29 protein-coding genes are annotated in these 23,293 nt (G+C 34.0%); 20 read left to right on the top strand and 9 right to left on the bottom strand.

Annotation, left to right across the window (positions count from 1 at the left end; all coding sequences use genetic code 11):
* Nucleotides 1–28 precede the first annotated feature (28 nt).
* From ACMGE9_RS04420 to ACMGE9_RS04400, 5 genes are all read left to right on the top strand, one after another.
* Nucleotides 29–1,063, top strand: coding sequence for a nitrous oxide reductase family maturation protein NosD (locus ACMGE9_RS04420; RefSeq protein ID WP_414044045.1), 1,035 nt, complete (start codon nucleotides 29–31; stop codon nucleotides 1,061–1,063).
* Nucleotides 1,060–1,506, top strand: coding sequence for a nitrous oxide reductase accessory protein NosL (locus ACMGE9_RS04415; RefSeq protein ID WP_414044044.1), 447 nt, complete (start codon nucleotides 1,060–1,062; stop codon nucleotides 1,504–1,506). The genes ACMGE9_RS04420 and ACMGE9_RS04415 overlap by 4 nt, the downstream gene beginning before the upstream one ends.
* Nucleotides 1,503–2,279 carry an ABC transporter permease gene (locus ACMGE9_RS04410; protein ID WP_414044043.1) on the top strand — a complete coding sequence of 259 codons (777 nt, stop codon included), beginning with the start codon at nucleotides 1,503–1,505 and terminating at the stop codon, nucleotides 2,277–2,279. The genes ACMGE9_RS04415 and ACMGE9_RS04410 overlap by 4 nt, the downstream gene beginning before the upstream one ends.
* Nucleotides 2,276–2,923, top strand: a complete 648-nt coding sequence (locus tag ACMGE9_RS04405) for an ABC transporter ATP-binding protein (RefSeq protein ID WP_414044042.1) — start codon at nucleotides 2,276–2,278, stop codon at nucleotides 2,921–2,923. The genes ACMGE9_RS04410 and ACMGE9_RS04405 overlap by 4 nt, the downstream gene beginning before the upstream one ends.
* A gap of 144 nt (nucleotides 2,924–3,067) precedes the next feature.
* Nucleotides 3,068–3,478 carry a hypothetical protein gene (locus tag ACMGE9_RS04400; RefSeq protein WP_414044041.1) on the top strand — a complete coding sequence of 137 codons (411 nt, stop codon included), beginning with the start codon at nucleotides 3,068–3,070 and terminating at the stop codon, nucleotides 3,476–3,478.
* 54 nt (nucleotides 3,479–3,532) lie between these two features.
* On the opposite strand, the gene ACMGE9_RS04395 is transcribed toward ACMGE9_RS04400, so the two are convergent.
* Nucleotides 3,533–3,997, bottom strand: coding sequence for a GNAT family N-acetyltransferase (locus ACMGE9_RS04395; protein ID WP_414044040.1), 465 nt, complete (start codon nucleotides 3,995–3,997; stop codon nucleotides 3,533–3,535).
* An 86-nt stretch (nucleotides 3,998–4,083) separates the two neighbouring features.
* Between ACMGE9_RS04395 and ACMGE9_RS04390 the strand changes: the two genes are divergently transcribed.
* Nucleotides 4,084–4,803: an AAA family ATPase gene (locus ACMGE9_RS04390; protein WP_414044039.1), complete on the top strand. Its 720-nt coding sequence runs from the start codon at nucleotides 4,084–4,086 to the stop codon at nucleotides 4,801–4,803.
* Between the two features lie 14 nt (nucleotides 4,804–4,817).
* On the opposite strand, the gene ACMGE9_RS04385 is transcribed toward ACMGE9_RS04390, so the two are convergent.
* Both ACMGE9_RS04385 and ACMGE9_RS04380 read right to left on the bottom strand, forming a co-directional pair.
* On the bottom strand, nucleotides 4,818–5,636 hold the full coding sequence (locus ACMGE9_RS04385; RefSeq protein WP_414044038.1) for an N-acyl homoserine lactonase family protein: 819 nt from the start codon (nucleotides 5,634–5,636) through the stop codon (nucleotides 4,818–4,820).
* A 122-nt stretch (nucleotides 5,637–5,758) separates the two neighbouring features.
* Complete coding sequence (locus tag ACMGE9_RS04380; protein ID WP_414044037.1) at nucleotides 5,759–6,271, bottom strand: DUF402 domain-containing protein; 513 nt, start codon at nucleotides 6,269–6,271, stop codon at nucleotides 5,759–5,761.
* A gap of 267 nt (nucleotides 6,272–6,538) precedes the next feature.
* Between ACMGE9_RS04380 and chrA the strand changes: the two genes are divergently transcribed.
* The 3 genes from chrA to ACMGE9_RS04365 all read left to right on the top strand — a co-directional run bounded on the left by chrA (nucleotide 6,539) and on the right by ACMGE9_RS04365 (nucleotide 9,091).
* A complete protein-coding gene (gene chrA / locus ACMGE9_RS04375; RefSeq protein WP_414044036.1) occupies nucleotides 6,539–7,693 on the top strand; it encodes a chromate efflux transporter in 1,155 nt (384 codons plus the stop codon).
* 97 nt (nucleotides 7,694–7,790) lie between these two features.
* Nucleotides 7,791–8,321, top strand: coding sequence for a DNA-3-methyladenine glycosylase I (locus ACMGE9_RS04370; RefSeq protein WP_414044035.1), 531 nt, complete (start codon nucleotides 7,791–7,793; stop codon nucleotides 8,319–8,321).
* An 11-nt stretch (nucleotides 8,322–8,332) separates the two neighbouring features.
* The gene (locus tag ACMGE9_RS04365) at nucleotides 8,333–9,091 is read left to right on the top strand and encodes a class I SAM-dependent methyltransferase (protein ID WP_414044034.1); all 759 of its coding nucleotides are present in this window, start codon (nucleotides 8,333–8,335) and stop codon (nucleotides 9,089–9,091) included.
* A gap of 46 nt (nucleotides 9,092–9,137) precedes the next feature.
* On the opposite strand, the gene ACMGE9_RS04360 is transcribed toward ACMGE9_RS04365, so the two are convergent.
* A complete protein-coding gene (locus ACMGE9_RS04360) occupies nucleotides 9,138–10,271 on the bottom strand; it encodes an MFS transporter (protein ID WP_414044033.1) in 1,134 nt (377 codons plus the stop codon).
* 216 nt (nucleotides 10,272–10,487) lie between these two features.
* Between ACMGE9_RS04360 and ACMGE9_RS04355 the strand changes: the two genes are divergently transcribed.
* The 3 genes from ACMGE9_RS04355 (at nucleotide 10,488) to ACMGE9_RS04345 (ending at nucleotide 13,215) form a co-directional block, all read left to right on the top strand.
* Nucleotides 10,488–11,117, top strand: coding sequence for a tetratricopeptide repeat protein (locus ACMGE9_RS04355; RefSeq protein ID WP_414044032.1), 630 nt, complete (start codon nucleotides 10,488–10,490; stop codon nucleotides 11,115–11,117).
* A gap of 80 nt (nucleotides 11,118–11,197) precedes the next feature.
* Nucleotides 11,198–11,698 (top strand): hypothetical protein, encoded by a 501-nt coding sequence (locus tag ACMGE9_RS04350; protein WP_414044031.1) that lies wholly within the window; start codon nucleotides 11,198–11,200, stop codon nucleotides 11,696–11,698.
* Nucleotides 11,699–11,868: 170 nt separating this feature from the next.
* Nucleotides 11,869–13,215, top strand: coding sequence for a YjiH family protein (locus tag ACMGE9_RS04345; RefSeq protein WP_414044030.1), 1,347 nt, complete (start codon nucleotides 11,869–11,871; stop codon nucleotides 13,213–13,215).
* Nucleotides 13,216–13,257: 42 nt separating this feature from the next.
* On the opposite strand, the gene ACMGE9_RS04340 is transcribed toward ACMGE9_RS04345, so the two are convergent.
* From ACMGE9_RS04340 to ACMGE9_RS04325, 4 genes are all read right to left on the bottom strand, one after another.
* Complete coding sequence (locus ACMGE9_RS04340; RefSeq protein WP_414044029.1) at nucleotides 13,258–13,557, bottom strand: hypothetical protein; 300 nt, start codon at nucleotides 13,555–13,557, stop codon at nucleotides 13,258–13,260.
* The gene (locus ACMGE9_RS04335; RefSeq protein ID WP_414044028.1) at nucleotides 13,554–13,880 is read right to left on the bottom strand and encodes a heme oxygenase; all 327 of its coding nucleotides are present in this window, start codon (nucleotides 13,878–13,880) and stop codon (nucleotides 13,554–13,556) included. The genes ACMGE9_RS04340 and ACMGE9_RS04335 overlap by 4 nt, the downstream gene beginning before the upstream one ends.
* Nucleotides 13,881–13,891: 11 nt before the next feature.
* Entirely contained in the window at nucleotides 13,892–14,608 is a 717-nt protein-coding gene (locus ACMGE9_RS04330) for an SDR family NAD(P)-dependent oxidoreductase (protein ID WP_414044027.1), read from the bottom strand.
* Between the two features lie 123 nt (nucleotides 14,609–14,731).
* Complete coding sequence (locus ACMGE9_RS04325; RefSeq protein ID WP_414044026.1) at nucleotides 14,732–14,995, bottom strand: hypothetical protein; 264 nt, start codon at nucleotides 14,993–14,995, stop codon at nucleotides 14,732–14,734.
* Nucleotides 14,996–15,153: 158 nt separating this feature from the next.
* Here ACMGE9_RS04325 and ACMGE9_RS04320 point away from each other — a divergent pair, with 158 nt between their 5' ends.
* Nucleotides 15,154–16,317: a CynX/NimT family MFS transporter gene (locus ACMGE9_RS04320; RefSeq protein ID WP_414044025.1), complete on the top strand. Its 1,164-nt coding sequence runs from the start codon at nucleotides 15,154–15,156 to the stop codon at nucleotides 16,315–16,317.
* 14 nt (nucleotides 16,318–16,331) lie between these two features.
* Here the strand turns inward: ACMGE9_RS04320 and rarD are convergent, their stop codons facing one another.
* Entirely contained in the window at nucleotides 16,332–17,243 is a 912-nt protein-coding gene (rarD, locus tag ACMGE9_RS04315) for an EamA family transporter RarD (RefSeq protein WP_414044024.1), read from the bottom strand.
* 168 nt (nucleotides 17,244–17,411) lie between these two features.
* Here rarD and ACMGE9_RS04310 point away from each other — a divergent pair, with 168 nt between their 5' ends.
* The 7 genes from ACMGE9_RS04310 to ACMGE9_RS04280 all read left to right on the top strand — a co-directional run bounded on the left by ACMGE9_RS04310 (nucleotide 17,412) and on the right by ACMGE9_RS04280 (nucleotide 23,246).
* Complete coding sequence (locus ACMGE9_RS04310) at nucleotides 17,412–18,149, top strand: hypothetical protein (protein ID WP_414044023.1); 738 nt, start codon at nucleotides 17,412–17,414, stop codon at nucleotides 18,147–18,149.
* On the top strand, nucleotides 18,136–18,807 hold the full coding sequence (locus tag ACMGE9_RS04305) for a DNA alkylation repair protein (RefSeq protein ID WP_414044022.1): 672 nt from the start codon (nucleotides 18,136–18,138) through the stop codon (nucleotides 18,805–18,807). Before ACMGE9_RS04310 ends, ACMGE9_RS04305 begins: the two co-directional genes overlap by 14 nt.
* 192 nt (nucleotides 18,808–18,999) lie before the next feature.
* Nucleotides 19,000–19,503 (top strand): metal-dependent hydrolase, encoded by a 504-nt coding sequence (locus ACMGE9_RS04300; RefSeq protein ID WP_414044021.1) that lies wholly within the window; start codon nucleotides 19,000–19,002, stop codon nucleotides 19,501–19,503.
* Nucleotides 19,504–19,548: 45 nt separating this feature from the next.
* Nucleotides 19,549–20,730, top strand: coding sequence for a UTP--glucose-1-phosphate uridylyltransferase (locus ACMGE9_RS04295; RefSeq protein WP_414044020.1), 1,182 nt, complete (start codon nucleotides 19,549–19,551; stop codon nucleotides 20,728–20,730).
* 11 nt (nucleotides 20,731–20,741) lie between these two features.
* Complete coding sequence (locus ACMGE9_RS04290) at nucleotides 20,742–20,990, top strand: hypothetical protein (protein ID WP_414044019.1); 249 nt, start codon at nucleotides 20,742–20,744, stop codon at nucleotides 20,988–20,990.
* 89 nt (nucleotides 20,991–21,079) lie between these two features.
* Complete coding sequence (locus ACMGE9_RS04285; RefSeq protein ID WP_414044018.1) at nucleotides 21,080–22,177, top strand: HlyD family efflux transporter periplasmic adaptor subunit; 1,098 nt, start codon at nucleotides 21,080–21,082, stop codon at nucleotides 22,175–22,177.
* 88 nt (nucleotides 22,178–22,265) lie between these two features.
* Complete coding sequence (locus ACMGE9_RS04280; protein ID WP_414044017.1) at nucleotides 22,266–23,246, top strand: neutral zinc metallopeptidase; 981 nt, start codon at nucleotides 22,266–22,268, stop codon at nucleotides 23,244–23,246.
* The last annotated feature ends 47 nt before the right edge of the window (nucleotides 23,247–23,293 follow it).

Below are 23,293 nucleotides of genomic sequence, written 5' to 3'. Positions count from 1 at the left end.
ACTGATTTGTCTCTTTCTTGTATATTTTTTGAGTTGCAATACAAAAGCGCATGCAGTTAATTTTAAGGATAACCAATCATTTGATGGGCATAATAAAATTCATTCTAAGCCAATAGTAATTGAAGGTGAAAATGTAACCCTAAAAAATATCAAACTTAAAGCAATCAGCAATAAGCCACAAATCCTAATAAAGAATAGCCGAAACGTGACTTTAGAAGATGTTTCTATAACGGGAAATCCAAAACAAAATGGAATTCATATACAGGACAGTGAAGGTATTATACTCAAAAATATTAACGTATCGTATGCGAAAGATGGGGTTTATCTTGAACGTGTTAATAAACTAAGGATTGAAAATTTATCATCACAATATAATCGTTATGGTATACACTTTATGTATGTAACAGATGCGATACTCAAAAATAGTTATTTCTCAGGAAATATAACAGGGATTATGTTGATGGTGTCAGAGCAAATTGATATTATAGATAACCGAATTGAGCAGCAACGCGTATTAAATGCTACAGGGATAACTTTATATCAAAGTAAGGGATTGTCGTTACAATATAATAAATTATTGAATAACTATACAGCTGCATCAATACAAATGATTAAAGAGAGTAAAATGATAGATAATACATTCATTAGTAATTTAACGGGTCTTGAAATCATTGATAGTCAGATTCCGATAGAAGAAAATACCTTTACGAATAATATTAATATTGTTCGTATGGATAAAGCACAAACTAAATTTCAAAAGAATCATTATGATGACCTAGGTATAATTGATTTAAATGGTGATGGTTACGGCGATCAACCTAAACGATTTAGTAATTTGTTGAGTGAGTTGATGGCGCAAGATACGACATTGAATTTTTATCAAAATAGCCCACTACACATATTGCTCAAATGGATAGAAGATAAGAGTGCATCGCTAGATCCAGGATTCGTCGATTTACATCCAAGACTTGAAAAAAAACAAACAGATGTAAGCAGCCTTCCTATATTCATATTACTGGGCATTATCATTATATATTTATTTAGAAAGGGGTTAGCAAGATGAAGAAATTTATTGTGTTATGTCTTATTGTACTACTTGCAAGTTGTGGGAAACCTGATTTAAGCCCAAGAGAAATTAATCAAAAGACAGATAAATGTAAAGTATGTAATATGATGATTGACCATCCAGAGCAAGCTGCACAGATGGTGTTCAACAATGAAGATCATTACATTTTTGATGATGTAGGTTGTTTGATAGAACAATATAAACTGGAAAATAAAAAAGAAATCGGTATGATGTACGTTAAAGATTATAAAACTAATAAATGGATTGATGCACAAAAAGCACATTATGCATATAATGAAAAAATTTGGACACCAATGAATTACGGTGTTGCAGCTTTCAAAGATAAAAAAGAACGAGATCGTTATGCGAATAAATACAGTGAAAGTAAAAAGATGCAATTCAATGATTTGCTAAGCTTAAAATGGGGAGTTCATCAATGATAAGAATGGAATTGATACAATGTTTAAGAAACCCTGTTTATTATATTACGGGTTTCATTTACATCATTACATTTACAATGTCTTGTATGCTGCAAAATCAATCTATGCATGCAGATATCTTTCAAATGAACTATGCATTAAGTATTCAATTGTTAATCGTTCCGTTATTTATATTAGCGATTGGTAGTATGGCCATCGCATATCATAATGAATCAGGATGGCTTCAACTGCTTAAGACTTATCCTATGAAACCTATTCAATATATCGCAAGTCATTATATTTCGTTGGTTATCGTTTATAGTTTCATCCTTGCAATTAGTATTGTTATGGGCTTACTGCTCAATATTCATATCTCACTTGTATATATATTATTATCATTCGTTATGATATTAATTTTTGCAAGCATTGCGGTTTGTATCGGTATCTATTCAAAGAATAGACTCCATGCAATCGGTATCGCATTATGTAGTTGGACAATATGGTTATTACTTATTCCCTTTGGCATAATTGCAATGAACGGTGCTATGAGCAGAGGGCTATTATTCAAAATAATGATTGCGAATATTCACCTTAATCCAAGTGATTTAATAAGACTCTTGTATTACGTCTGGACTGATCAACTTGCAATATTAGGACCAGGATTTTATGAATATGGCGAATGGATTACATCAAACTTAGGTCAAGTTGTTTTATATTTAAATGTATTATTATTTGTATTATTACCTTTAATATTTGCTTTATTTCATATGCGTAAAGTGAGGGCAAGTAAATGATAGAAATTAATAACGTATCTTATAAGTATACGAAAGATAAGCAATTAGGACCACTTGATATGTCGATGTCTCAAGGTAAAATACACTGTATGATTGGTGAGAATGGTGCGGGGAAAAGTACATTAATTTCATTATTACTTAAAGTAATCAAACCTGGATCTGGTCAAATAACAGTTCCTAGTAAGATAAATTATATGCCTGATGATTTAAACTTTCCGCCCTATTTAAAGGTACGTGAAATCATCACATTGTTGTCAGGTATTAAACAACGACAGGCGAATCAAATATTAACTGAAGTCGGTTTACAAGATAGTAAAGACAAGTATGTCAAATCATTATCTAAAGGTATGCGGCAGCGTCTTAATTTAGCGCAAAGTATCATTGGGGATGCATCATTAATTATTATGGATGAACCAACGAATGGATTAGACCCATTGTGGATATTTCAATTACAAGAAATGATATTGAAACAGAAATCATTAGGCAAGACAATCTTTGTTACAACGCATCAACTAGACTTCGCTCAAGCGATAGCTGATGAGATTTATTGTTTAAGAGAGGGTAAGATAGTGCATCAATCTCATAATGACTTTGAAGATGTTGATGAATTAATAGCACTATATAAAGGGATTGGGCCAGCGTAGTCCGTTTCCCTTATTTTATTTTTAGTAATTCTAGTTACGTATTTCAGTTAGCAATCAAATCGCTATTCTTTCAAGTAATCGAATTAAATGTATTATTTTCATGAATGCATTATAATAATATTAATGTCGAATGGAGGAATTGCAATGAATAAATGGATAAAAAGAGGATTAGTTGTAGGTGCCTTAACGGTAGGGACTGTACAAGGTGTGAAATACTTAGAAAAAAATGAAATGGTAAAGAAACGTTTAAATGATTTAAAGAACGTTAAAGAATATAATGATTTACGTAAAGCATTAATGGAAGTTGTAAATGCTTTTAATAATAACAATGCGCCACGTTTAGAACAAAAGTTCCAAGAAAATGATTTCGTAACAGATCAAACTGAAGCAACAAATAATGTACAAGAAGAAACAATTGGTGAAGCGGTAAAACGCGTATTAGACACACCAGTTGTATCGAACTTAATCGGTGACAAAGCAGACATCGATATGATGAAAGATTTAATCGATGAAACAGCAGAAGTCGAAAAGCTGATTCGTGGATGGTTTAATTAATTGAAGAAAAAAGATTGAGATAGAAGTATTAACCATCTTCTGTCTCAATCTTTTTTATATTACTAATTCATAAATATACTGTTCTCCAATAGGTCCTTCAATACGACGGCCAGTATCTTCAAAGTGTACGCGTTCATATAATTTTTGTGCTGGAATATTAGCATGATTAACCCCAAGTACAATTGATTTAATTTGCTTGAAATGTTTCTTTATATACATTGGTAGTTGCAACATCGCATGTTTACCATGACCTTTTCCACTATACGAATGATTCATGATTAAAGATGTTAATAATAATGATTGTTCCTCGTTTGTGTATTCAAATCTTTGTTGTGTTGCGTGGAGTAAAAAGAAGCCAATTGGCATTGAATTGTTCATAATCACTACACCGTGTATATCATTATTTAACTGTTCGATACTTTTTTCCGGAGTTTGTGTAAACTTTAAAGCGCCATCTGTTTGATAAAATTGCATTAACGCTTCTTTATACTGCTCAATATAAGGAACTAATTGAACCATCGTTGCACCTCGAATGACATTTTATTTTTAATGATACATTTTTTACTATATTATTAATATAACAGAATCCTTTAAGAGGTGGAAAGATGTTTATTAAAAGTATTTCATCAAATTTTAAGCAAAGAGAAGGAATACCTTATTATATGAAAATACCTGCCATTAACAAGCTAGATCGTATTGATTTAAACAATCCAGTGACTATCATTGTCGGTGAAAATGGGACAGGTAAATCAACTTTAATAGAAGCGATAGCAGTCAATTACGGATTGAATCCTGAAGGTGGGGGTAAGAACTTTAACTTTGCAACGAAACATTCTCATGCAGGATTATTTGAAGAGATTAGATTAGGAAAAATAGGCGTACCGAATGATACTTTTTTCTTACGAGCAGAAGGTTTTTATAATGTTGCGACTGAAATTGAACGATTGAATGCTGAAGATGGATTGCTTCTCAACAGTTATGGAGGGAAAAGTTTACATGATCAATCACACGGAGAATCATTTTTGTCTTTATTAAAATATCGTTTCAGAGCAAAAGGCCTATATATATTAGATGAGCCGGAAAGTGCGTTATCACCGATGCGTCAAATGTCGATGATTGTACGCATTAATGATTTGGTAAAGCGTGGATCACAATTCATTATTGCAACACATTCACCGATTATTATGGCATATCCGAATGCGGATATTATTCAGTTAAATGATAATGGATATGAACGCATTGATTACCGAGAAACTGAGCATTATATAGTGACAAAAGCTTTTATTGATAAACCAGAAAAGATGATTGAGACTTTATTAGAGTAGTCTTAATCATCTTTTTATAATGTTATAATCTCTTCTTTTAAGCTTAAATCATGACTCGTTAATATTTTTTTACATTTAGGGTCTTTACTAATATTATTTATCCATTTAAGAGCTTCTTTTAAGGCATCATGATTCATTACGTGTGCTGGAACTTTAATTTGTTCAAATGACTCATTAACAAGAGCGGCATCGCTTGTAAGTAATATGTAGTTACCATCATCATCCATTACTTTCACCATAAATAAACCCGGACTGTGACCTGGTGCATGAATAAGTTCAATCGAACCATCACCAAATAAATCATAGGATAAACCATTGGGTCCGACTCCCGTTTTATCAAATTCGAAGCATGTTAAATCAACACCATCCCATAATTTTTGAATATAACGAATGGCCCGTTTATTGGATTCTAATATTTCTTCTCGGCTTGCAAATATATACTTTGCATCCCTTACTTGGCGAAGGCCACTAACATGATCACTATGCAAATGTGTGAGTAACACATAGTCCAGATCTTCAGGCAGAATACCTCGCGAAGTCAGTTGCTCGTCAATAGACTGTCCTTTCGGTAAATAGGCGCGATGAATGAGACGTTGTAACCCAAGTTCTTTACGCTCTTCTTTACGTACACGTTTATGCCAACCCGTGTCAACGAGAATCAGACCTTTTGTATGTTCAATCAAATAACACATGACCGGATATTGTTTACGATGTTTCTTACGCGAAATAAAGCCAAGTTTAGTGAGGGGATTCAGCGTCTTAGTTTGCGTTGTTGTCGCACGATCAACGGTAATATAACCTGTTTGAATAACGTGAATATTTATTTTTGACAAGTGAATCCCCCCGTTCATATATTATTGCTATAATTTTACCATATATTTCATGCATTGGTATTGCAATAATACTACAATTTTTTTATAAGTGTATTAAAAAAAGACACTCAGATTTGAGTATCTTATTTAATCGGACCATCTACATCTTTAAAGTTTTCAATACCAAAAGGAAATACATCATTTTTAATATTGTTCTTGAGTTCTTGTAATGAAACTAAAGCAAAGTTTGTCAGTTGCAATGGATAATTATACTTTTTTGTGCTTTCTAAAAACATATCATTATTTCTTAAAAACCATTGACCTGTATTTGATTTCACATAATCCATATCTAAATCAATATACGTAATATTACCTTCTTCGTCCTTTTCGCAAGGTGTTGATATATTACAGAATATCTTAACAGGATTATCATCTTCATCAATCGAAATCGATACAGTATAACCATGGTATTTTGAAAGGAAGTGCAAAGTTTTATAATCTAATAAATACGATTCATTTTTAAGGTAATGTTTTAATAATGTATTTTTTTCGCACGCTACAAAAAAATAGTGTGACGTTTCAGAAAGTAATTTCCCTTCAACTTCAACATGAGGTCGGTTTGGATATTTGTGGGATTTTATTTTTATGGTGTTCAATATCTGGACCTCCTAATGAGTATATATGTTCATTATAATATGAAATCGTTTTCTATGCATGGATTTAAGCAGATTTCTTTTTTATTTCACAAATTCGAGAAATTTGACTCTCAAATGATGTAGTGTAAGTAACAAACTGATTCAATTTCTAAATTCTTCTGAATGCTAAAAATATAAAATTTATCCTTACAAAATCTTTAAGGAACTGTAACATAACTGTACTCAAATTTAGATATGATGAATGTAATTATAAAATTGAGGTGGGTTATGGGACGTTTATTAGAAATCTTCTTAGTTGCTTTAAAGCTAGGGGTTACAAGCTTTGGAGGACCTGTAGCACATTTAGGTTACTTTAGAGCAGAATATGTTGAGAAAAGAAAATGGCTAAGCGACAAAGTGTATCAAGATCTTGTAAGTTTATGCCAATTCTTACCTGGACCTGCATCAAGTCAAGTCGGTATTGGTATTGGTCTCATGCGTGGTGGAATAATGGGTGCCATCCTTGCGTTTTTAGGATTTACCTTACCTTCCGTACTCGTATTAATTGCTGCGGTATATTTTATGGAAACACTCGATATTGATATAAATTTTATTAAAGGATTACTCATTGTTGCAATTGCAGTAGTTCTTCACGCATTGGTTGGAATGGGGAAGAATACGTTAACGAATGTAACGGCAGTATTGATCTTTTTGTTGAGTGTAGTCGTTGCATTGTTATTTCCATCGGCTTATACGCAGATATTAATTATTATCGTAACTGGTCTGATTGGTATGGTAGTTTATAAAGTCGAGTCGAAGAAAGAAACACCTTTAAACATTAAGGTATCAAAATCGATGAGTATCACTTCACTTGTATTGCTTTTAGTTTTAATGATTTGCCTACCAATTGTTGCCCAGATTGTTAATAACGATTGGATTCATATGTTTGATAAGTTGTTTAGAGGAGGTTTACTGGTATTTGGTGGGGGGCACGTCGTGTTGCCATTATTACAAAGTACATTTGTACCGGATATGTTAGACCTCGAAACATTTTTAGCAGGATATGGATTAACACAAGCAATGCCTGGCCCACTTTTTACTTTTGGTTCATATATTGGGGCAAGTTTATTTGGAGTTATTGGTGGCCTTGTTGCCATGATTGCAATATTTTTACCCGCATTTTTACTTGTGATTGGAACATTACCATTTTGGGCGTCATTACGTGAACATCGCTTAATGGGACAAGCACTTAAAGGGGTTAACGCAGGAGTGCTCGGCATCTTAGGTGCGGCATGGATTAATCCAATTATGATGCATACAATCACACATTGGATGGATATTGTATTCAGTTTAATTCTTTTTGGATTATTGTATTTTGCAAAACTACCACCATGGGTAATTGTAGTACTTGGTATCATTATAGGTTTGATATTTTATAGATAAGCACACAATTTATATTGTGTGCTTCTTTTTTGTGGTAGTAGATAAAGCGCTTAAATGATACAATGATGAAGTAATTCATATAGGAAAAGGTGAGGACATGAGGTTTAAATGGGCAGATAGCCATCCGCTTATGGCTGAATATCATGATGCAGAGTGGGGCATTGAATCACATGACGAAACGTATCTTTATGAAATGCTCGTATTAGAAGGAATGCAGGCGGGTCTTTCTTGGTTAACGATATTAAAGAAGCGAGAAGGTATACGTCAAGCACTCAATCAATTCGATTATGAAATAATTGCTAAGTATGGTGAAGATGATTTTAATCGTTTGATGCATACAGATACAATGATTAAAAACAAATTAAAAATAAATAGTATTATCATAAATGCGCAAAAGTTTATTGAAGTACAACAGGAATTCGGAAGTTTCGATCGATATATTTGGTCGTTTACAAACTTTGAACCAGTGATAACATATTTTGAAGATGAAAGTTTAGTGCCAACGGACAATGAATTATCTCAACGCATTAGTAAAGATTTAAAGAGACGTGGATTTAAATTTGTTGGCCCGGTGATTATTTATGGATTTTTAAGTGCAATAGGTGTTATTCAAGATCGATTAAAGTAAAGAGGTGTTATATGGACAGTAAAGAACTATTTAGCGAAAAAGTAGAACAATACCGTAACTCGAGACCTAAATACTCATGTGGCTTATTAAGTGATATGAAAGAAAAATTTGAAATTGATGAAGCGACAACTATTGCGGATATCGGAGCAGGTACCGGTATATTTACTGAATTGCTGTTAGATTTAGGAGCAAAAGTGATTGCCATTGAACCGAACGCAGCAATGGTAGAACAACTCCGTTTGGCCTTGCAATGTAAAGAGCTAGAAATCCATGAACGACCAGCTGAAAGTACGGAAGTTGAATCCAATTCGGTCGACATTATAACTGCAGCACAAAGTTTTCATTGGTTTGACCAAGATGCATTTAAAGCAGAATGTAAAAGAATATTAAATGGAAATGGGCCTGTTTGTTTAATATGGAATGCTCGTATAGAAGATGCAGTGATCAACGTTAAAACGGCTGAGATATATACTGCATTTTGTCCGAACTTTAAAGGATTTATTGGTTTCGGTGGTGGTGTGCAATATTCAGAGAATAGTGTCTCAGAATTCTTTGAGGGTGAATACGATAAGAAAGTTTACGAATTTCCACTGACATACGACAAGCAAGGCTTTATTAATCGTTCTTTATCAGCGTCATATGCTTTAGTTGAGGGTGATCGTCAGTATGAAACATTTGTTAAGGCGTTAGAAGTGTTATTTGATAAGTACGAAGAAGATGGAAAAGTTATTGTACCAAATGAATCAATTTTATATTATGGCAATATTTAAAAGGGATAAGGCGGCTGCCTTATCCCTTTAGTTTACGTATATTTAATTAATCGCGCTTAATAGACAATGCTAATATTAAACAAATGACTGCAAAGACAGTCGATAAATACGGTGAAATTTCTGGTGAGAAAGCTTCAACGACAATCCCGCCAATTAATGCTCCAAATCCAATACCTGCATTTAAGGCTGACATATTCCAAGCCATAATTGAACTTGAGTCACCTTCTACCTGCTTAATAATCCCAATCTGAATGGCTGGGTTTGTCCCCCATTCAAATACATTCCAAGCAAGCATTACTAAGAGTAATGCAATATAGAATGGTAATGCTAAATTGAATAGTAATAATGATAGTGTGAAGATTGAAAGGGCGACGATTAACCATTTCTTACTACCGAATTTATCGGACATTATGCCACCTAAACTAGTTCCGGCGATACTACCAATCCCGCAGACGAATAATAGAATCGAAACATGTTCTAACGTATAGCCTTGGCTGATCATCATTGGACTGATGTATGTAAACACAATATAGTTAGACGCTAATATAAAGAAGGTAATGCCGATATATTTTGCAGCCTCTTTAGGATAAAGTAATTTAGAATGTTTGTTCTCACTACGTTCATTGATGCTAATTTTGTTGGGCAATTGGAACATTAGCATGATGGTAGCGATAATACTCACAATCACAATCATCCAAAATGTTGCGCGCCATCCGAACATTTCACCAATTTTCGTACCGAGTGGCACACCAAATACGTTGGCACCACTAAAGCCAATATAAACGAGACCAAGCATCTTCCCACGTACTTCGGGTTTACTTAAAACGACTGTCAATGCTAATAGTTTAACGACGATGATACTTGATGCAGCTGAGGCAATGATGCGTCCGAAGACAATAATCGTAAACGTATCACCGACAGCATTGATTGTATTTCCGATAATAAAGATGATCATACTGATGAGTAATACCCATTTCGGATTATATTTTTCGGTTAATTTTACGAGTATAGGGCCACAAATCGCAACGGTGAAAGCGTATATCGTTACGAGTTGACCTGTGAGCGATTGTTTTATATTTAGATCGTCACTCATGAGCGTTAGAATTCCGGCTACAACGAGTTCAACCATACCTACGACAAAGATACTTAGAATAAATGTAAATAATTTAAGACGTGTCATATTAGATCCTTTCCAAATTAGAGTGCAATAGAAATTATAACAGTAAAAATAAAAAAGTACATCCTTATGTTATCAGATGAATATTTATTATAAACACTATACAATGAAATTAAGAGGTGAGCACAATGGGAACAATATTATCATTTATTGGAGATATCTTTGCTGCAATTGCTGTTAGTCTTTTACAAAAATCAAAACAAGAAGAGGGGCAAAACAATGAATTATAATGAACAAATCGATGCAGTATTTGAACAGTTTGAAAATGGTGAAAGTGAAGCTGCGATTAAAGCAATACAAGAAATCGGTAATACAGTAAAACTAGGAGATGAAAACTATTCAGATTATCTTTTAAACGCTGCCTATATTTATGCTGCAGATAATCACTTTGATAAAGCACGTGAATCATTAAAGTCGTTACTTGAGTCAAATGATGCTGAAGACAAGCAAATGGCATTCCATCAATTAGGATTAGTTGAACGAATGGATGCAGAGTTTGATCAATCAATTGCATATTTCAAAGAAGAAGCAGCTTTAATTGATGCACACTTTGCTGATGATACAATTAAAAAATCTGTAAACTTATATGAGTTAGGATATGTTCAACTCTTAAGTAATCAATATGATGCAGGCAAAGCATCACTAGAAGAATCATTGAAGCTCGCAGAACAATCAGAAGATGATTTAAGTATTGCAATTTCTAACCGTGCGTTGGGTGAATTATATGCAGCACAAGAAGATATGGAACAAGCAAAAACTTATTTCACAGAAGCGAAACGTTATTTCCGTAAAGATGGTGACGAGATTGGTGTAGCAGAAATAGAAGCGTTAGAAGCGGCAATTTTCTAAAAATTGATTGTCAAATGACTTAGAAACGTTCATAATGATATTGAAAAGGTTTTCATAAAGGGTTACGAGGAGTGATTGGTATGATTCAAGAACTAACTAAAGAAGAACTTCTTGATGCAGTGGATCGTATTGTTGAGATATACTTAACAAATTTTGATGACGCAAGAAGCCATAAAGATATGGTTGCAAATATTTTGAAATATAGCGAAACACCAGGATTTAAAGCTTTTATTAGTCATCAGTTTGGAAATATTAATGGTTATTTATATGGTTACACAAGCGAAAGTAAACAGTTTTACCGTGAATTATTAGATCGTTATTTAACAGCAGATGAGAAAGAAAAGTTAAACGGGGCGTTTGAAATTCTTTCAATAGCTGTAGATAAGAGTAATAAACATAGTGGTGTCGGAACAAAATTACTTGCTGCGTTACCACCAGGAAAATATTACTTAACAAGTGATGTACACGATATTGTAGCAAATACATTCTATTATAAGAATGATTGGCAACTCTTAAAAGGGAATATGCATCTACATCCTAATATTCCGGATAAAAACTTATACTACAAAGAAGTGAAATAAAACTGTATACCCAGTCGATGTATCAATCTCGTCGATTGGGTATTATTACGCAAAGAATAAATTGAATATTCTAAATAAGGGGATGTAATAAGATTAGTATTTACAAACACCATAGCTATGCTATAATGTATAAATATTAATTTTAGTGCATAAAAACATGGAGGATGGCAATGGAACAGTATGACAAAAAGACATGGAAGACAGGTCAATTGAAGTTTATTATTTTAAGTATTATCGGTATCTTTTTATTTTTAACACCACTTAAAGTAGATGGAGAGACAAGTTTACCGGTTGCTGTATTAGCGCAGTGGTTCTTAAAAGTATTAGGAAAAGCAACACCGACTGTTATTTTTATCGTAATTATTTTATCGGTTTTATGCACATTTTATTGTAGTTTTATTAGAAAACCAAAAACGTCTTATTTTAATACATTATTTAATGTGAATTGGATTTGGTTTATCGTTCGTTTATTAGGTGCGATATTTGCAACGATTGTTTATTACAAAATGAAAGTGCCGTTTGTAAACACGGATGCGACGGGAAAATTAATTTATGGAGATTTATTGCCGACTTTAATTGCAGTATTCTTATTCGCTGGATTATTCTTACCATTTTTAATGGACTATGGTTTACTAGAATTTTTAGGACCAATGTTCTCTAAAGTGATGCGACCTTTATTTACGTTGCCGGGACGTTCTGCAGTCGATAACTTAGCATCATTCATCGGAGACGGTACTGTTGGGGTTATGATTACTTCTAAACAATATGAAGGCAATTTCTTTACGCGACGAGAAGCAACCGTTATTGCGACATCGTTCTCTGTCGTATCAATTACATTTGCAATTGTTGTCTGTAAGCAAATTGATTTAATGAATCACTTTTTTGCTTTTTACGGGACTGTTATTGTGTCGTGTTTAATCGCAGCAATGATTATGCCAAGAATTTGGCCACTATCGAAAGTACCGGATCATTATGCTGATGGTAGTACAGAAATTATAGATGAAACAACGCCTGAAGGCCATACGATTGTGAGTTACGGTTATCACAACGCAACCGAAAAAGCGATTAAAGCACCTGGTTGGAAACTATTCTGGCTATCTGGGGTAAAAACAGTAGGGGATATGTGGTTTGCAGTGTTACCTGTTGTAATGTGTATTGGTACACTGGCAACGATAGTAGCTGAGCATACACCTTTCTTCTCAATTTTAGGAATTCCGTTTGTACCGTTATTAGAATTATTACGTATACCGGATGCTAAAGCAGCTTCTGAAACGATCTTAATTGGTTTTGCTGATATGTTTTTACCTTCTATTTTAATTGAAGGTGTAAAATCAGATTTAACACGCTTTGTTATTGGTGCATTAAGTATCTCTCAATTGATTTACTTATCTGAAGTTGGCGGCGTTATTTTAGGCTCAAAAATACCAGTCAGCTTACCAAAATTATTCGTCATTTTCTTAATGAGAACAATTATTTGTTTACCGATTATTACGTTGATGGCACACCTTATATTTTAATGAATAGCAAGCAGCCCTAACTGATATCAGTTAGGGTTGTTTTTATAAGCATTCATATATTTCAACAGATTTAAGTGTATGCTGAATATCTTCAGCAAACCAAATATTATTCCAATCATCTTGGCCACGTTCAAACTGTGTACGAGCCTTGTAGTCTTCTACTGACTTGTAGAAAATATCTAATACGATTGTCGTAGTTGTATCATCTGATTGTTTATACATTTTTATGTCAGTACTTGATGGACTCGATGAGAACTTCGGATCTGAAGAAGCTATAAATTTTTGCATGAGTTCAGGTAAATGCTCATTCGATGTTGTGTATGTGAAAACAACCTTTATCATTTACCGACCTCAGTTTCAAGTTTAGCAATTACAATTTCAGAGCCAAGCATAGGTGATTCTTGCTTTTCTGCTTCAGGTTTTGCGGCACGTTGTTCATGTACTTTTTTGAATGCATCGCTCGTTTTCCATGCTTCAAAGTCTTCTAGTGTTTCCCACCATGTGTTAACGTGTAATTCGTCGAATTCTTCTGAATTTTGTATTGACCAAGTTTCTATTTTTGTGAATCCTTTTAATTTAGTAATGTCGCCACCTTTAGTAAACATCGGCGCCATTTTTTCTGCAAATCCTTTTTTCATTTTTATTCTATTCGTTACGATATACATATAAATTCCTCCTATTTTTGTACTGGGTTAGTTGCCCAAATTTGATTTTGTTTAACAAAAGTTCTGCGATTCAATTTAAGCTGGCTGACGATTACTTCAGCAATATCTTCAGGGTGTGTCATTGACTCTGGGTCAAGTGACGTTTCACCGATTAAGTCTGTAAGTACAGCCGATGGATGAATCAAGAACGTTCTAATATTATGTGGACGCATTTCGCGCATAAAGCTGTCTGACATGCCTGATAGTGCAAATTTTGTAGCTGAATATGCACTTGATTGAGCAGTAGCATTAACTGCTGACATTGAACTCATATTGACGATATCGCCACCGTTTTGTTTTATCATAATCGGCGCGACTTCTTGCATGAAACGAAATGGGCCATAGACGTTTGTTTGCATCATTTCTTCAAGCATTTCTTCAGACGTTTCTAAGAACGGAGCATTTTTCATAATGCCTGCATTGTTTACTAAAATATCAATACGATCAAAGGTTTCTAAAGTATGCGCAACACAAGCTTTAATGTCTTCTATGTTCATACTGTCGCAAACAATAGCAGTCGTATCCACATCAAATTCATCTAGTTGATTAATGGCATTTTCTAACTTATCAAAGTTACGCCCTGTAATTGCAACATGAGTTCCTTCTTTAGCAAGAGATTTAGCAATCTCTAATCCAATACCACTAGAACCACCTGTAATCAGTGCAACTTTATCTTTTAATTGTTCCATTGATTTACCTCCTTTGTATTCAAGAATATAGTAACAAAAAGAGGGTAAGAGTTGGTAGAGAAAGCACTTTTAAAAGATTTTAAAAAAACCACACTCAAAAGAGTGTGGTTCAAATATAAGGGATTACTTGTTTAATTCGTCAATGATTTTTTTATCGTTGTGTGTATAGATGATGTATTTTTTATCTTTAGTGTCTAAAAGGATACGGTTTGTTTTACCAAAAGTTGAACCAATACGTACTACTTTCTCGTCATTGTTCTCTTCAGCACCAGCATAAATATTAGTATCTTCTTTAATACTTAAGATGTCTTCATTCGGAATTGTGATGTCAGCAACACGCCATTTGATGTTTACTTCTTTTTCATTTTTAGTAATTCTCATTGCCATTTTTAATACACATCCTTATCTATTTGATACCCTAAATATACCCCTTTTTTTACATAGTTACAATTAAACCGATGTTTTTTCCCGAAAAAAAATGAAAATAACTGATATGATGGATATATAAAAGATAATGATTGATTTACGTATTGAGGAGGATTAATTTGAGTAAAAAGTTTCAAATGTTAATATTATTGCTCGGTGTCGTCGTTGTTGCTTCGACGTTACGTGCGCCACTCACTGCAATTGGACCAATGATTACTGAAATTGGAGAAACTTTAGCATTACCTAAGGCGTTATTAGGTATGTTGACAACGATTCCACTGATAATGTTCGGTATTATTTCACCATTTGTTGCCCGTTTTTCCCGTCATCTTGGAATGAGTGTTGCTCTAATGGTAGGAATGTTAATTTTATTATTCGGTTTATTTATTCGTATCATTCCAAATGTCCCGATGCTATTAGTCGGGACTGTTTTAGTAGGGATCGGTATCGCCATTGGTAATGTTATTTTACCGAGTTTCGTAAAGTGGCGCTTTCCACAACAGATGGGGCTGATGACGGGTGTATTTGCAGCAACAATGAATATGACAGCAGGTATTGGTGGAGGATTAAGTGTCCCGCTTAGTAAAATTAATAATGGAGGTTATCAATACTCATTAGGCTTTTGGGTATTGTTTAGCATTGCAGGTATCTTACTTTGGCTCCCACAACTACGATACAACCCAAAATTAGAAGTTACAGAAAGTAAACGTCCGATATATCAATCAAAGCTTGCAATTGCAATTGCATTGATGATGGGATTCCAATCAATGAACTTCTATTCGACAGTGACTTGGTTCCCTGATATCTTGATGTCTTACGGGGTGGATCAAGAAGCAGCAGGGTATTATTTAATGTTGAATCAATTCGCGCAATTGCCGATGACTTTCCTTATGCCTATAATCGCAATGAAAATGAAGAACCAGCGTCCGCTCGTATTTTTATTTTCGGCACTATTCTTGATAGGCTTTACAGCATTGTTATTTAATCAGACTGTCTTTATAGTAATTGCAATGATTGCGACGGGTCTTGCTGGTGGAGCGGCATTTAGTTTATGTATGTTGTTCTTTTCACTTCGAGCAAAATCAACGCAAGATGCCATTGAGTTATCAGGTTTTAGTCAATCAGTAGGGTATTTTGTTGCTGCTATTGGGCCGATGTTAATGGGTTATTTACATGATGTCTTTAATAGTCATACTCCAAGTTTTATATTGTTTTTTGTCATAACAATGATGATGTTTGTCTTTGCTTTTATTTCGAGTCAGAATAAATATATTTTTGATTAAAAAATGCTCATAGCCTAATTTGGCTTGAGCATTTTTTTGCGTATTATCTTTTTGTATTGAATGTACTTACTATAACTGTATAAAATTAAACCGGCCCAAATACAGAAGAATGTAATAAAGTCTGTCATAGTGAAATCTTCGCCAAACAGAAAGACACCTTGCAGTAAAATTAAGGTTGGTGAAATATATTGTAAAAAACCGATTAGTGACAATGGGATGCGTCTTGCCCCAGCTGTAAACATGATAAGGGGTACTGCTGTAGCTACACCGGCAAATAAAATTAAGAAGCTTGTTTGATTGATACCAAAGTGATTTTCTCCTTGCTGTGATAAATAACCAATGCCAAGCAAGGCTAAAGGCAGTGTAATTATGGTTTCTAAGGCGATACTATAAATCGCATCAATATTCACATATTTTTTCATTAATCCATATAGAGCAAAGCTTGCGGCAAGAACAATTGAGATAAGGGGAAATGTTCCACTACTTACGGTCATGAACAATACACCGATAGCAGCTAAAATAATTGCGATTATCTCAAGCCCATTAAAGCGTTCTTTCATGAAGATAAAGCCTAATGCAATACTCATCAGCGGATTGATATAATATCCTAGACTTGCCTGTAACACATGGTGGTTGTTAATTGCCCATATAAAAATGCCCCAGTTTACCATAATTACAATACTTGCAAGAATGAGGGCTGAAAGTTCTTTCTTTCTGTTGAATAGAGCTTTTGTATCGGTGACGAAGGACGATTTTTTCTTTAACACAACTATTAAAATTACCATAAAAAAAGCTGACCACAATACACGATGAAATAGTATCTCGTATGGATTAAAAGCATCGACTGAACGCCAATATGTTGGTAATAATCCCCATAGTAAATATGCACTGCCAGCGTACAATATGCCTTTTGTATTATCTTGCATTATAACAACTCCTTCACCGAATTAAAAACATCATACCAAAAGATAATAATAATGTGCTTAAAATGTGCTTAAACCCTACTAAATATGGTATTTATACACATATTTCAGACCTGTGGTATAATACTTACATTGTATGTATTATATTTCATACATTTAAGGAGCGAATCAATGAAAAAATGGATGAGTGTTTTGCTTTGTGCAGTCATTCTTTGTGGTTGTGGCAAAGCTGAAGAAGAACCGAAAGAAGAAACTAAAAAAGAGGTTGAAAAGAAGCCAAATATAGAAGTAAAAATAAAGCCACCGAACGAGGAACAACCTAAAAAAGAAAAGAAAACAGCAAAACAAAAAGAGAAGAAAACAGCAGAGCAAAAAGAAACTAAAACAAAAGAAAAATCAACAAATATAACACCACCACCAGCACAAACAGTACCCACGTTTGATACAGAACGCTACAACTTAGCACGTCATTGTTTAATTGAACCAGGTAAAGTGAGTGAGGCAGAGTGTCAAAATATCATCAATACACCAGAATACTCTAAAGCTTGGAATAATTTAACAGGTGAGGGTTATATTTGTGAAAGTGGTCAATGCCACATAACGCAGCAACATGAGACTGATGAGAATGATGTTGAACAAAAAGAACCAATGACAAACGAACATAAGGACAGCGTGCCGATTGAAACGCAAGTCATTCCAACTCAACCGAATAATGAGAAATCGAACGAAACTAACCATTCAACTGAACCAGTGAAGACGACAGAGACAGTTGATCCGAAAACTGATGAAGTAAAGACATCTGAGAAACCGATAGCACCTAAAACAACATCAAGGTCTTCTACAATAAAAGAAGATACAAAACAAAATTTAAAATCTTCAGTTCAGGAATCATCAGATGCTAACAATTAATGAGATTAAAAATGCATATGAATCCTTAAAAAATAAAGAGAATCAAATGACAATGGAAAGTTATATGAAAAATAACTTTCCATTTCTAGGTATTAAGAAAAGTGAAACAGCACCTGTGATGAAAGAACTGTTCAAAATAGGTTTGCCAAACACGAAGAATGAAACGATAGAACTCGTTAATGCATGTTTTATGCAAGCTGAACGTGAGTATCACTATATAGGTATGGTAATCTTAAATAAAAAAGAAATGTTATTTGATACGACTGACTTATCATATTTACAGCAATTATTGACTACACATAGTTGGTGGGATTCAATTGATACGATAGCACCTAATATAGTAGGTTCAATTGTATTAAGAGATAGACACGTAGGTGAAAGTGTTATGCGTGAGTGGAATCACTCTGAGAACTTCTGGCTACAACGTGCGAGTTTATTACATCAATTAAAGTACAAAGATAAGATGAATGAAGTGATACTTACAGAATTTATTTTAAATACAAAAGACGAACAAGAATTCTTTATTCGTAAAGCGATCGGATGGGTGTTACGTGAATTTTCTAAGACAAATGCTGTATTTGTTACAGATTTCGTTGAAGAGCATCAGCTATCACCGTTATCAGAAAGAGAAGCATTAAAGTGGTTAGCGCGCCAATAACAAAAAAAACGACTCAATATAGTATTGAGTCGTTTTTTTGATTTGAATGAGTTAATTGGGCGAAATAAAGGGGGTTATTTCAGATATTTAATACTCATTAACTTATATTGCTAGTATAATAAGTTGTGAAATAGATTTCAACCATTTGTGATGGATTTCACAAAAGTGTCAAATATGTAGGAGGTGTGTCACATGACTGGAAAAACACATATCGCACTTGGTGTGCTCATTGGCACATCATATGGGATGCACGCAGCGCTTGATATTAGTACATTTGCGGGCATTGTTGGAACAACTGCATTGTTTAGTGTCGTACCCGATATATGCCATGCAGGCAGTAAATTAGGTAGGAAGATTTGGCCAATCAGTACGTTAATCGCATTAATCTTTGGTCATCGCACATTAACGCACTCAATGTTTTTTACATTACTTTCAGGTTTATTACTCATAATACTCAATGTGAATGTAATATACGTCGTAAGTGCAGTGCTTGGCATTTTGAGTCATTTAATACTTGATATGCTCACTCCACGAGGGGTGACGTTATTCTTTCCATGGAATAAAAAAATTGTCTTCCCAGTTACGTTTAAGACGGGTGGGATTCTTGATGTTTCACTTGCTACAACATTTAGTATATTGACGATGTATTTATTTTATACTGAAATGTTTCACAGAACATTAGTATGGCTAAACTAATCATGATAAAATATGAATAAATAACTAATAAGGAGAATTTCACGCATGAATAATAAATTAACTGAGTACGGTCATACGACTTTAGTTTCACAAATAGAAAGATTACCGGAGGAGAAAAGAGAAGGTTTAACTAAGGCAATCGCATCGCAAGACCTTGATGCAGTTAAAAAGTTATACGAAGACGTATATGTTAACCGTGAAGTGAGTTTACCCCAAGGTGAAATTAAAGATGTTGAGACTATTATCAAAGATGAAATGTCTGAAGAAATGTTGAATTCATATAAAGAAAAAGGCTTAGAGGCAATCAAACAATTAAAAGTAGCGCCTATCTTAATGGCAGGGGGGCAAGGAACACGTTTAGAACACCCAGGTCCAAAAGGTACATTTGAGTTTGATGGAAAGAGCTTATTTGCATTCCAAGCGGAACAAATTATTGCTTATAATGAAAAATTCGATATAAATATCCCTTGGACAATAATGACAAGTGATATTAATCACGAGGAAACGATAGCTTATTTTAATCAACAAAACTATTTTGGTATGCCTAAGGAGAATGTAACGTTCTTTAAACAGCCAAATATCGTGGCACTGAGTGAATCAGGTGAATTATTATTAAATAAAGATCAAGAGATACTTACAACTCCTAACGGGAATGGGGGTATCTTTGAAGCGTTAAGCACGTCAGGTGTCAATGATATGTTACACACAAAAGGTGTTGAATACTTGTACATTAACAATATCGATAACGTTTTAGTGAAAGTATTAGATCCGGTTCTTTGTGGTTTAGCTGTTGAAAGTAGAGCAGATGTTACCACAAAAACTATTGCGGCTAAAGACAATGAAAGCGTAGGGCGTGTTATCGAAGTTGAAGGTGTTAAACAAGTAATGGAATATACTGAGTTACCCGATGGTGAAGAGAATACTTACCGTAATGCAAATATTGGTATCCACATCTTTAAGTTAGATTATTTAATAGAACACGCAGATAGTGATTTACCATATCATCTAGCAATTAAAAACTTAGATCAGTTAGATGTAGATTTAAATCCGGTAAAACAATCAACTTTAAAATTCGAAAAATTTTATTTCGATATCTTCCGTTATGGTAAATCATTTAAGACATTACAAGTGGACCGTGCGAGTGAGTTTAGTCCTTTAAAGAATAAAGTGGGTAAAGACAGTGTAGAAACGGCACGCCAAGACTTAGTAAATAATAATTTATTATAGAGGTGAAATCTTTGAAATCTAAAACACATATTTATGTGATGGTAATGATGTTAGCCTTAGTAGGCGTAAATTTATATTTAACATATTATTATATTATTGGACCAGGACGCGGTGAAGTGAGTTGGATGGGGTTTGTGTCATTATTTGCTGCACTTATGCTTTTAGGATTAACGTATAAATATTATCAATCTCAGAAAAAAGTAGATATGAATGATTTCAATTCACATATTAAGTCTGATGAGGACAGAATGATTAAATAATCAATAATTTTATTGTTTTGAAATGTTAAACTATGAGTAACGTAATGTGGCATTAGGGGTTATGAAATTTAGGTATAGGGCGTGAAAGCATGAAAAAGAATAAATGGTTTTTGCCAGTAATATTGTCACTAATTGTGCTTGGAATAGTGTTAGCGAGCGTAATATTTTTGTATTTAAATCAACAAGACAAAAAGAATACGATTGAAATTGACAAACGCATTAAGACACATGTGATGTCACTTGATGGGAAAGTCAAACAGAATTTATCAACGTATTTTCAAAAAGGTGGGCAAAAAGAACCGGTTTTAATGCATGTTAAGTTAGGAGATACAGTGCAAAAAGGGGATCCTTTATTTACATATACTGATGAAACCTTGTTCTCTAAGGAAAAAGAAATTGGTTTAACTTTGGACAATAAAATGATTGAAAAAGATCAAATTGAGGGTCAAATCTTAGCGATGGAAATGATTGAAAGTGACACTTCAACAGGTAGTAGGTTAGACGAAATAGAAGCTCAATTAAATTGGTTAGATTCAGAGTTGTCAAAAGCAGAGAATAATATTGATATATTGAAAGAAAAACAAGAACAAATTTCGAGTAAGATTGATGAATTAACAGTAAAAGCAAGTGCCGATGGGAAAGTTGCAAAGTTAAATAAGGCACAAATCGAGAGGTTCTCGGAGAATACACAAACTGTCCCTATTCTAACTTTGTCAGATGAAAAGTTTTTTGTAGAAGGAACAACGAGTCGTAAACAGATCGATTTCCTAGAACAAGATTTGAAATTTGAAGCGAAACACAAGTTGAATAAAGACAGTATATATCATGGCGTGATTGATTCATTTGAAACGGTTGCTGTTAAACCTGAAGCCAAAGAGCAACGCTTCTTATATCAAGCAGGGTTAGATAACCATAAAGGTTTATATGTCGGTGATAAAGTGAAAGTTAAAGTCAATTTATCATTTAAAGACCATGTTTGGTTACCTGAAAATTATATTAAGAAAAAAATTGTTACCCATAAAGATAAAAAGAAATTACAAACACCTGAAAAGCACTATTTTGTGAGTAAAATATATGGTGACCAATTGAACGAAGAGAAAGTTACAGTGAAGCGTCACGTCAATGGTCAATACCTTGTAACAGATGGGCTTTCATCAATCGATGCAATTAGAGCTTTTGAAAAATAATGATTTGAAATATATGATTGTAATGATGTAAATGAGGGTAAGTAATATTAACTATGTTTAAGCAATCTACCGATTAGGGGGAACAAATATGAAATGGCAAGGTCGTGAAGGTAGTTCTAATGTTGAAGATGCAAGAGGTTCATCAGGTGGTGGATTCTCTGGTGGCGGTAGCCCAATGGTTATCGGCGGTGGTGGTTTAGGATGTTTCGGTATTATTATTATGATTATTATTGCCTTGATGGGTGGCAACCCAATGGATTACATTGATATGACAAATGGTGGTCAAACACAACAACAAGAACAAACACAGACACAAGATAATGGTGCCACAACGGGTGGTAATGGTTCTCAAGACAATCCTTTTGAAACTGGAAATGTGAAGAAAGAAGCAGAAGAAGTAGATTCTAAGACTGATAAGTCATTGGATGAACGTGGTCAATTTGCATCGGTTGTACTTAAAGACACAGAAGATGTTTGGCATGAAGTATTCAAGAAGCATGACCGAACTTATACTGAACCTAAATTAGTATTATATAGTAATGGTGTTCGTTCAGGTTGCGGTAACGCTAGTTCTCAAATGGGGCCATTCTATTGCCCAACAGATCAAAAGATATATATAGATTTAACATTTATGGATGAATTAGATAAGAAATTCCAAGCACCTGGTGACTTTGCAATGGCATATGTTATTGCCCACGAAGTGGGTCACCATGTACAAAATGAATTAGGTATCTTACCGAAGTTTCACCAATTAAGAAACCAGTTATCTGAATCAGAATATAATAAATATTCAGTAGCAGTTGAGTTACAAGCAGACTACTTAGCAGGTGTTTATGCGAAGCATGCACAAGAAATGGGTTACACAGATGAAGGTGACTTAGAAGAAGCGATTAAAGCGGCGCATGCTGTTGGTGATGATACTATTCAAGAAAAAGCAATTGGTAGAGCAAATCCAGATACATTTACTCATGGGTCAAGTGCTGACCGTATGGCTTGGTTCAAAAAAGGTTACGAGGCTGGTGACTTAAGCCAAGGAGATACATTTAAATCATTAGGTTTAGAATTTTAAATAGTCTGAAAATAAAGGTATACTAATATTAATTAGTATATCTTTTT

This window comes from Macrococcus animalis, assembly GCF_047425875.1.
GTDB classification, from domain to species: Bacteria; Bacillota; Bacilli; order Staphylococcales; family Staphylococcaceae; genus Macrococcoides; species Macrococcoides animalis.
This window is presented reverse-complemented; position numbering and strand designations above follow the sequence as displayed.

Excerpts from the sequence above, each read along its gene's own strand:
- ACMGE9_RS04415 (WP_414044044.1), top strand. The coding sequence starts at position 1,060 with ATGAAGAAATTTATTGTGTTATGTCTTATTGTACTACTTGCAAGTTGT.
- ACMGE9_RS04410 (WP_414044043.1), top strand. The coding sequence starts at position 1,503 with ATGATAAGAATGGAATTGATACAATGTTTAAGAAACCCTGTTTATTAT.
- ACMGE9_RS04405 (WP_414044042.1), top strand. The coding sequence starts at position 2,276 with ATGATAGAAATTAATAACGTATCTTATAAGTATACGAAAGATAAGCAA.
- ACMGE9_RS04400 (WP_414044041.1), top strand. The coding sequence starts at position 3,068 with ATGAATAAATGGATAAAAAGAGGATTAGTTGTAGGTGCCTTAACGGTA.
- ACMGE9_RS04395 (WP_414044040.1), bottom strand. The coding sequence starts at position 3,997 with ATGGTTCAATTAGTTCCTTATATTGAGCAGTATAAAGAAGCGTTAATG.
- ACMGE9_RS04390 (WP_414044039.1), top strand. The coding sequence starts at position 4,084 with ATGTTTATTAAAAGTATTTCATCAAATTTTAAGCAAAGAGAAGGAATA.
- chrA (WP_414044036.1), top strand. The coding sequence starts at position 6,539 with ATGGGACGTTTATTAGAAATCTTCTTAGTTGCTTTAAAGCTAGGGGTT.
- ACMGE9_RS04370 (WP_414044035.1), top strand. The coding sequence starts at position 7,791 with ATGAGGTTTAAATGGGCAGATAGCCATCCGCTTATGGCTGAATATCAT.
- ACMGE9_RS04365 (WP_414044034.1), top strand. The coding sequence starts at position 8,333 with ATGGACAGTAAAGAACTATTTAGCGAAAAAGTAGAACAATACCGTAAC.
- ACMGE9_RS04360 (WP_414044033.1), bottom strand. The coding sequence starts at position 10,271 with ATGACACGTCTTAAATTATTTACATTTATTCTAAGTATCTTTGTCGTA.
- ACMGE9_RS04355 (WP_414044032.1), top strand. The coding sequence starts at position 10,488 with ATGAATTATAATGAACAAATCGATGCAGTATTTGAACAGTTTGAAAAT.
- ACMGE9_RS04350 (WP_414044031.1), top strand. The coding sequence starts at position 11,198 with ATGATTCAAGAACTAACTAAAGAAGAACTTCTTGATGCAGTGGATCGT.
- ACMGE9_RS04345 (WP_414044030.1), top strand. The coding sequence starts at position 11,869 with ATGGAACAGTATGACAAAAAGACATGGAAGACAGGTCAATTGAAGTTT.
- ACMGE9_RS04340 (WP_414044029.1), bottom strand. The coding sequence starts at position 13,557 with ATGATAAAGGTTGTTTTCACATACACAACATCGAATGAGCATTTACCT.
- ACMGE9_RS04335 (WP_414044028.1), bottom strand. The coding sequence starts at position 13,880 with ATGTATATCGTAACGAATAGAATAAAAATGAAAAAAGGATTTGCAGAA.
- ACMGE9_RS04330 (WP_414044027.1), bottom strand. The coding sequence starts at position 14,608 with ATGGAACAATTAAAAGATAAAGTTGCACTGATTACAGGTGGTTCTAGT.
- ACMGE9_RS04325 (WP_414044026.1), bottom strand. The coding sequence starts at position 14,995 with ATGGCAATGAGAATTACTAAAAATGAAAAAGAAGTAAACATCAAATGG.
- rarD (WP_414044024.1), bottom strand. The coding sequence starts at position 17,243 with ATGCAAGATAATACAAAAGGCATATTGTACGCTGGCAGTGCATATTTA.
- ACMGE9_RS04310 (WP_414044023.1), top strand. The coding sequence starts at position 17,412 with ATGAAAAAATGGATGAGTGTTTTGCTTTGTGCAGTCATTCTTTGTGGT.
- ACMGE9_RS04305 (WP_414044022.1), top strand. The coding sequence starts at position 18,136 with ATGCTAACAATTAATGAGATTAAAAATGCATATGAATCCTTAAAAAAT.
- ACMGE9_RS04300 (WP_414044021.1), top strand. The coding sequence starts at position 19,000 with ATGACTGGAAAAACACATATCGCACTTGGTGTGCTCATTGGCACATCA.
- ACMGE9_RS04295 (WP_414044020.1), top strand. The coding sequence starts at position 19,549 with ATGAATAATAAATTAACTGAGTACGGTCATACGACTTTAGTTTCACAA.
- ACMGE9_RS04285 (WP_414044018.1), top strand. The coding sequence starts at position 21,080 with ATGAAAAAGAATAAATGGTTTTTGCCAGTAATATTGTCACTAATTGTG.
- ACMGE9_RS04280 (WP_414044017.1), top strand. The coding sequence starts at position 22,266 with ATGAAATGGCAAGGTCGTGAAGGTAGTTCTAATGTTGAAGATGCAAGA.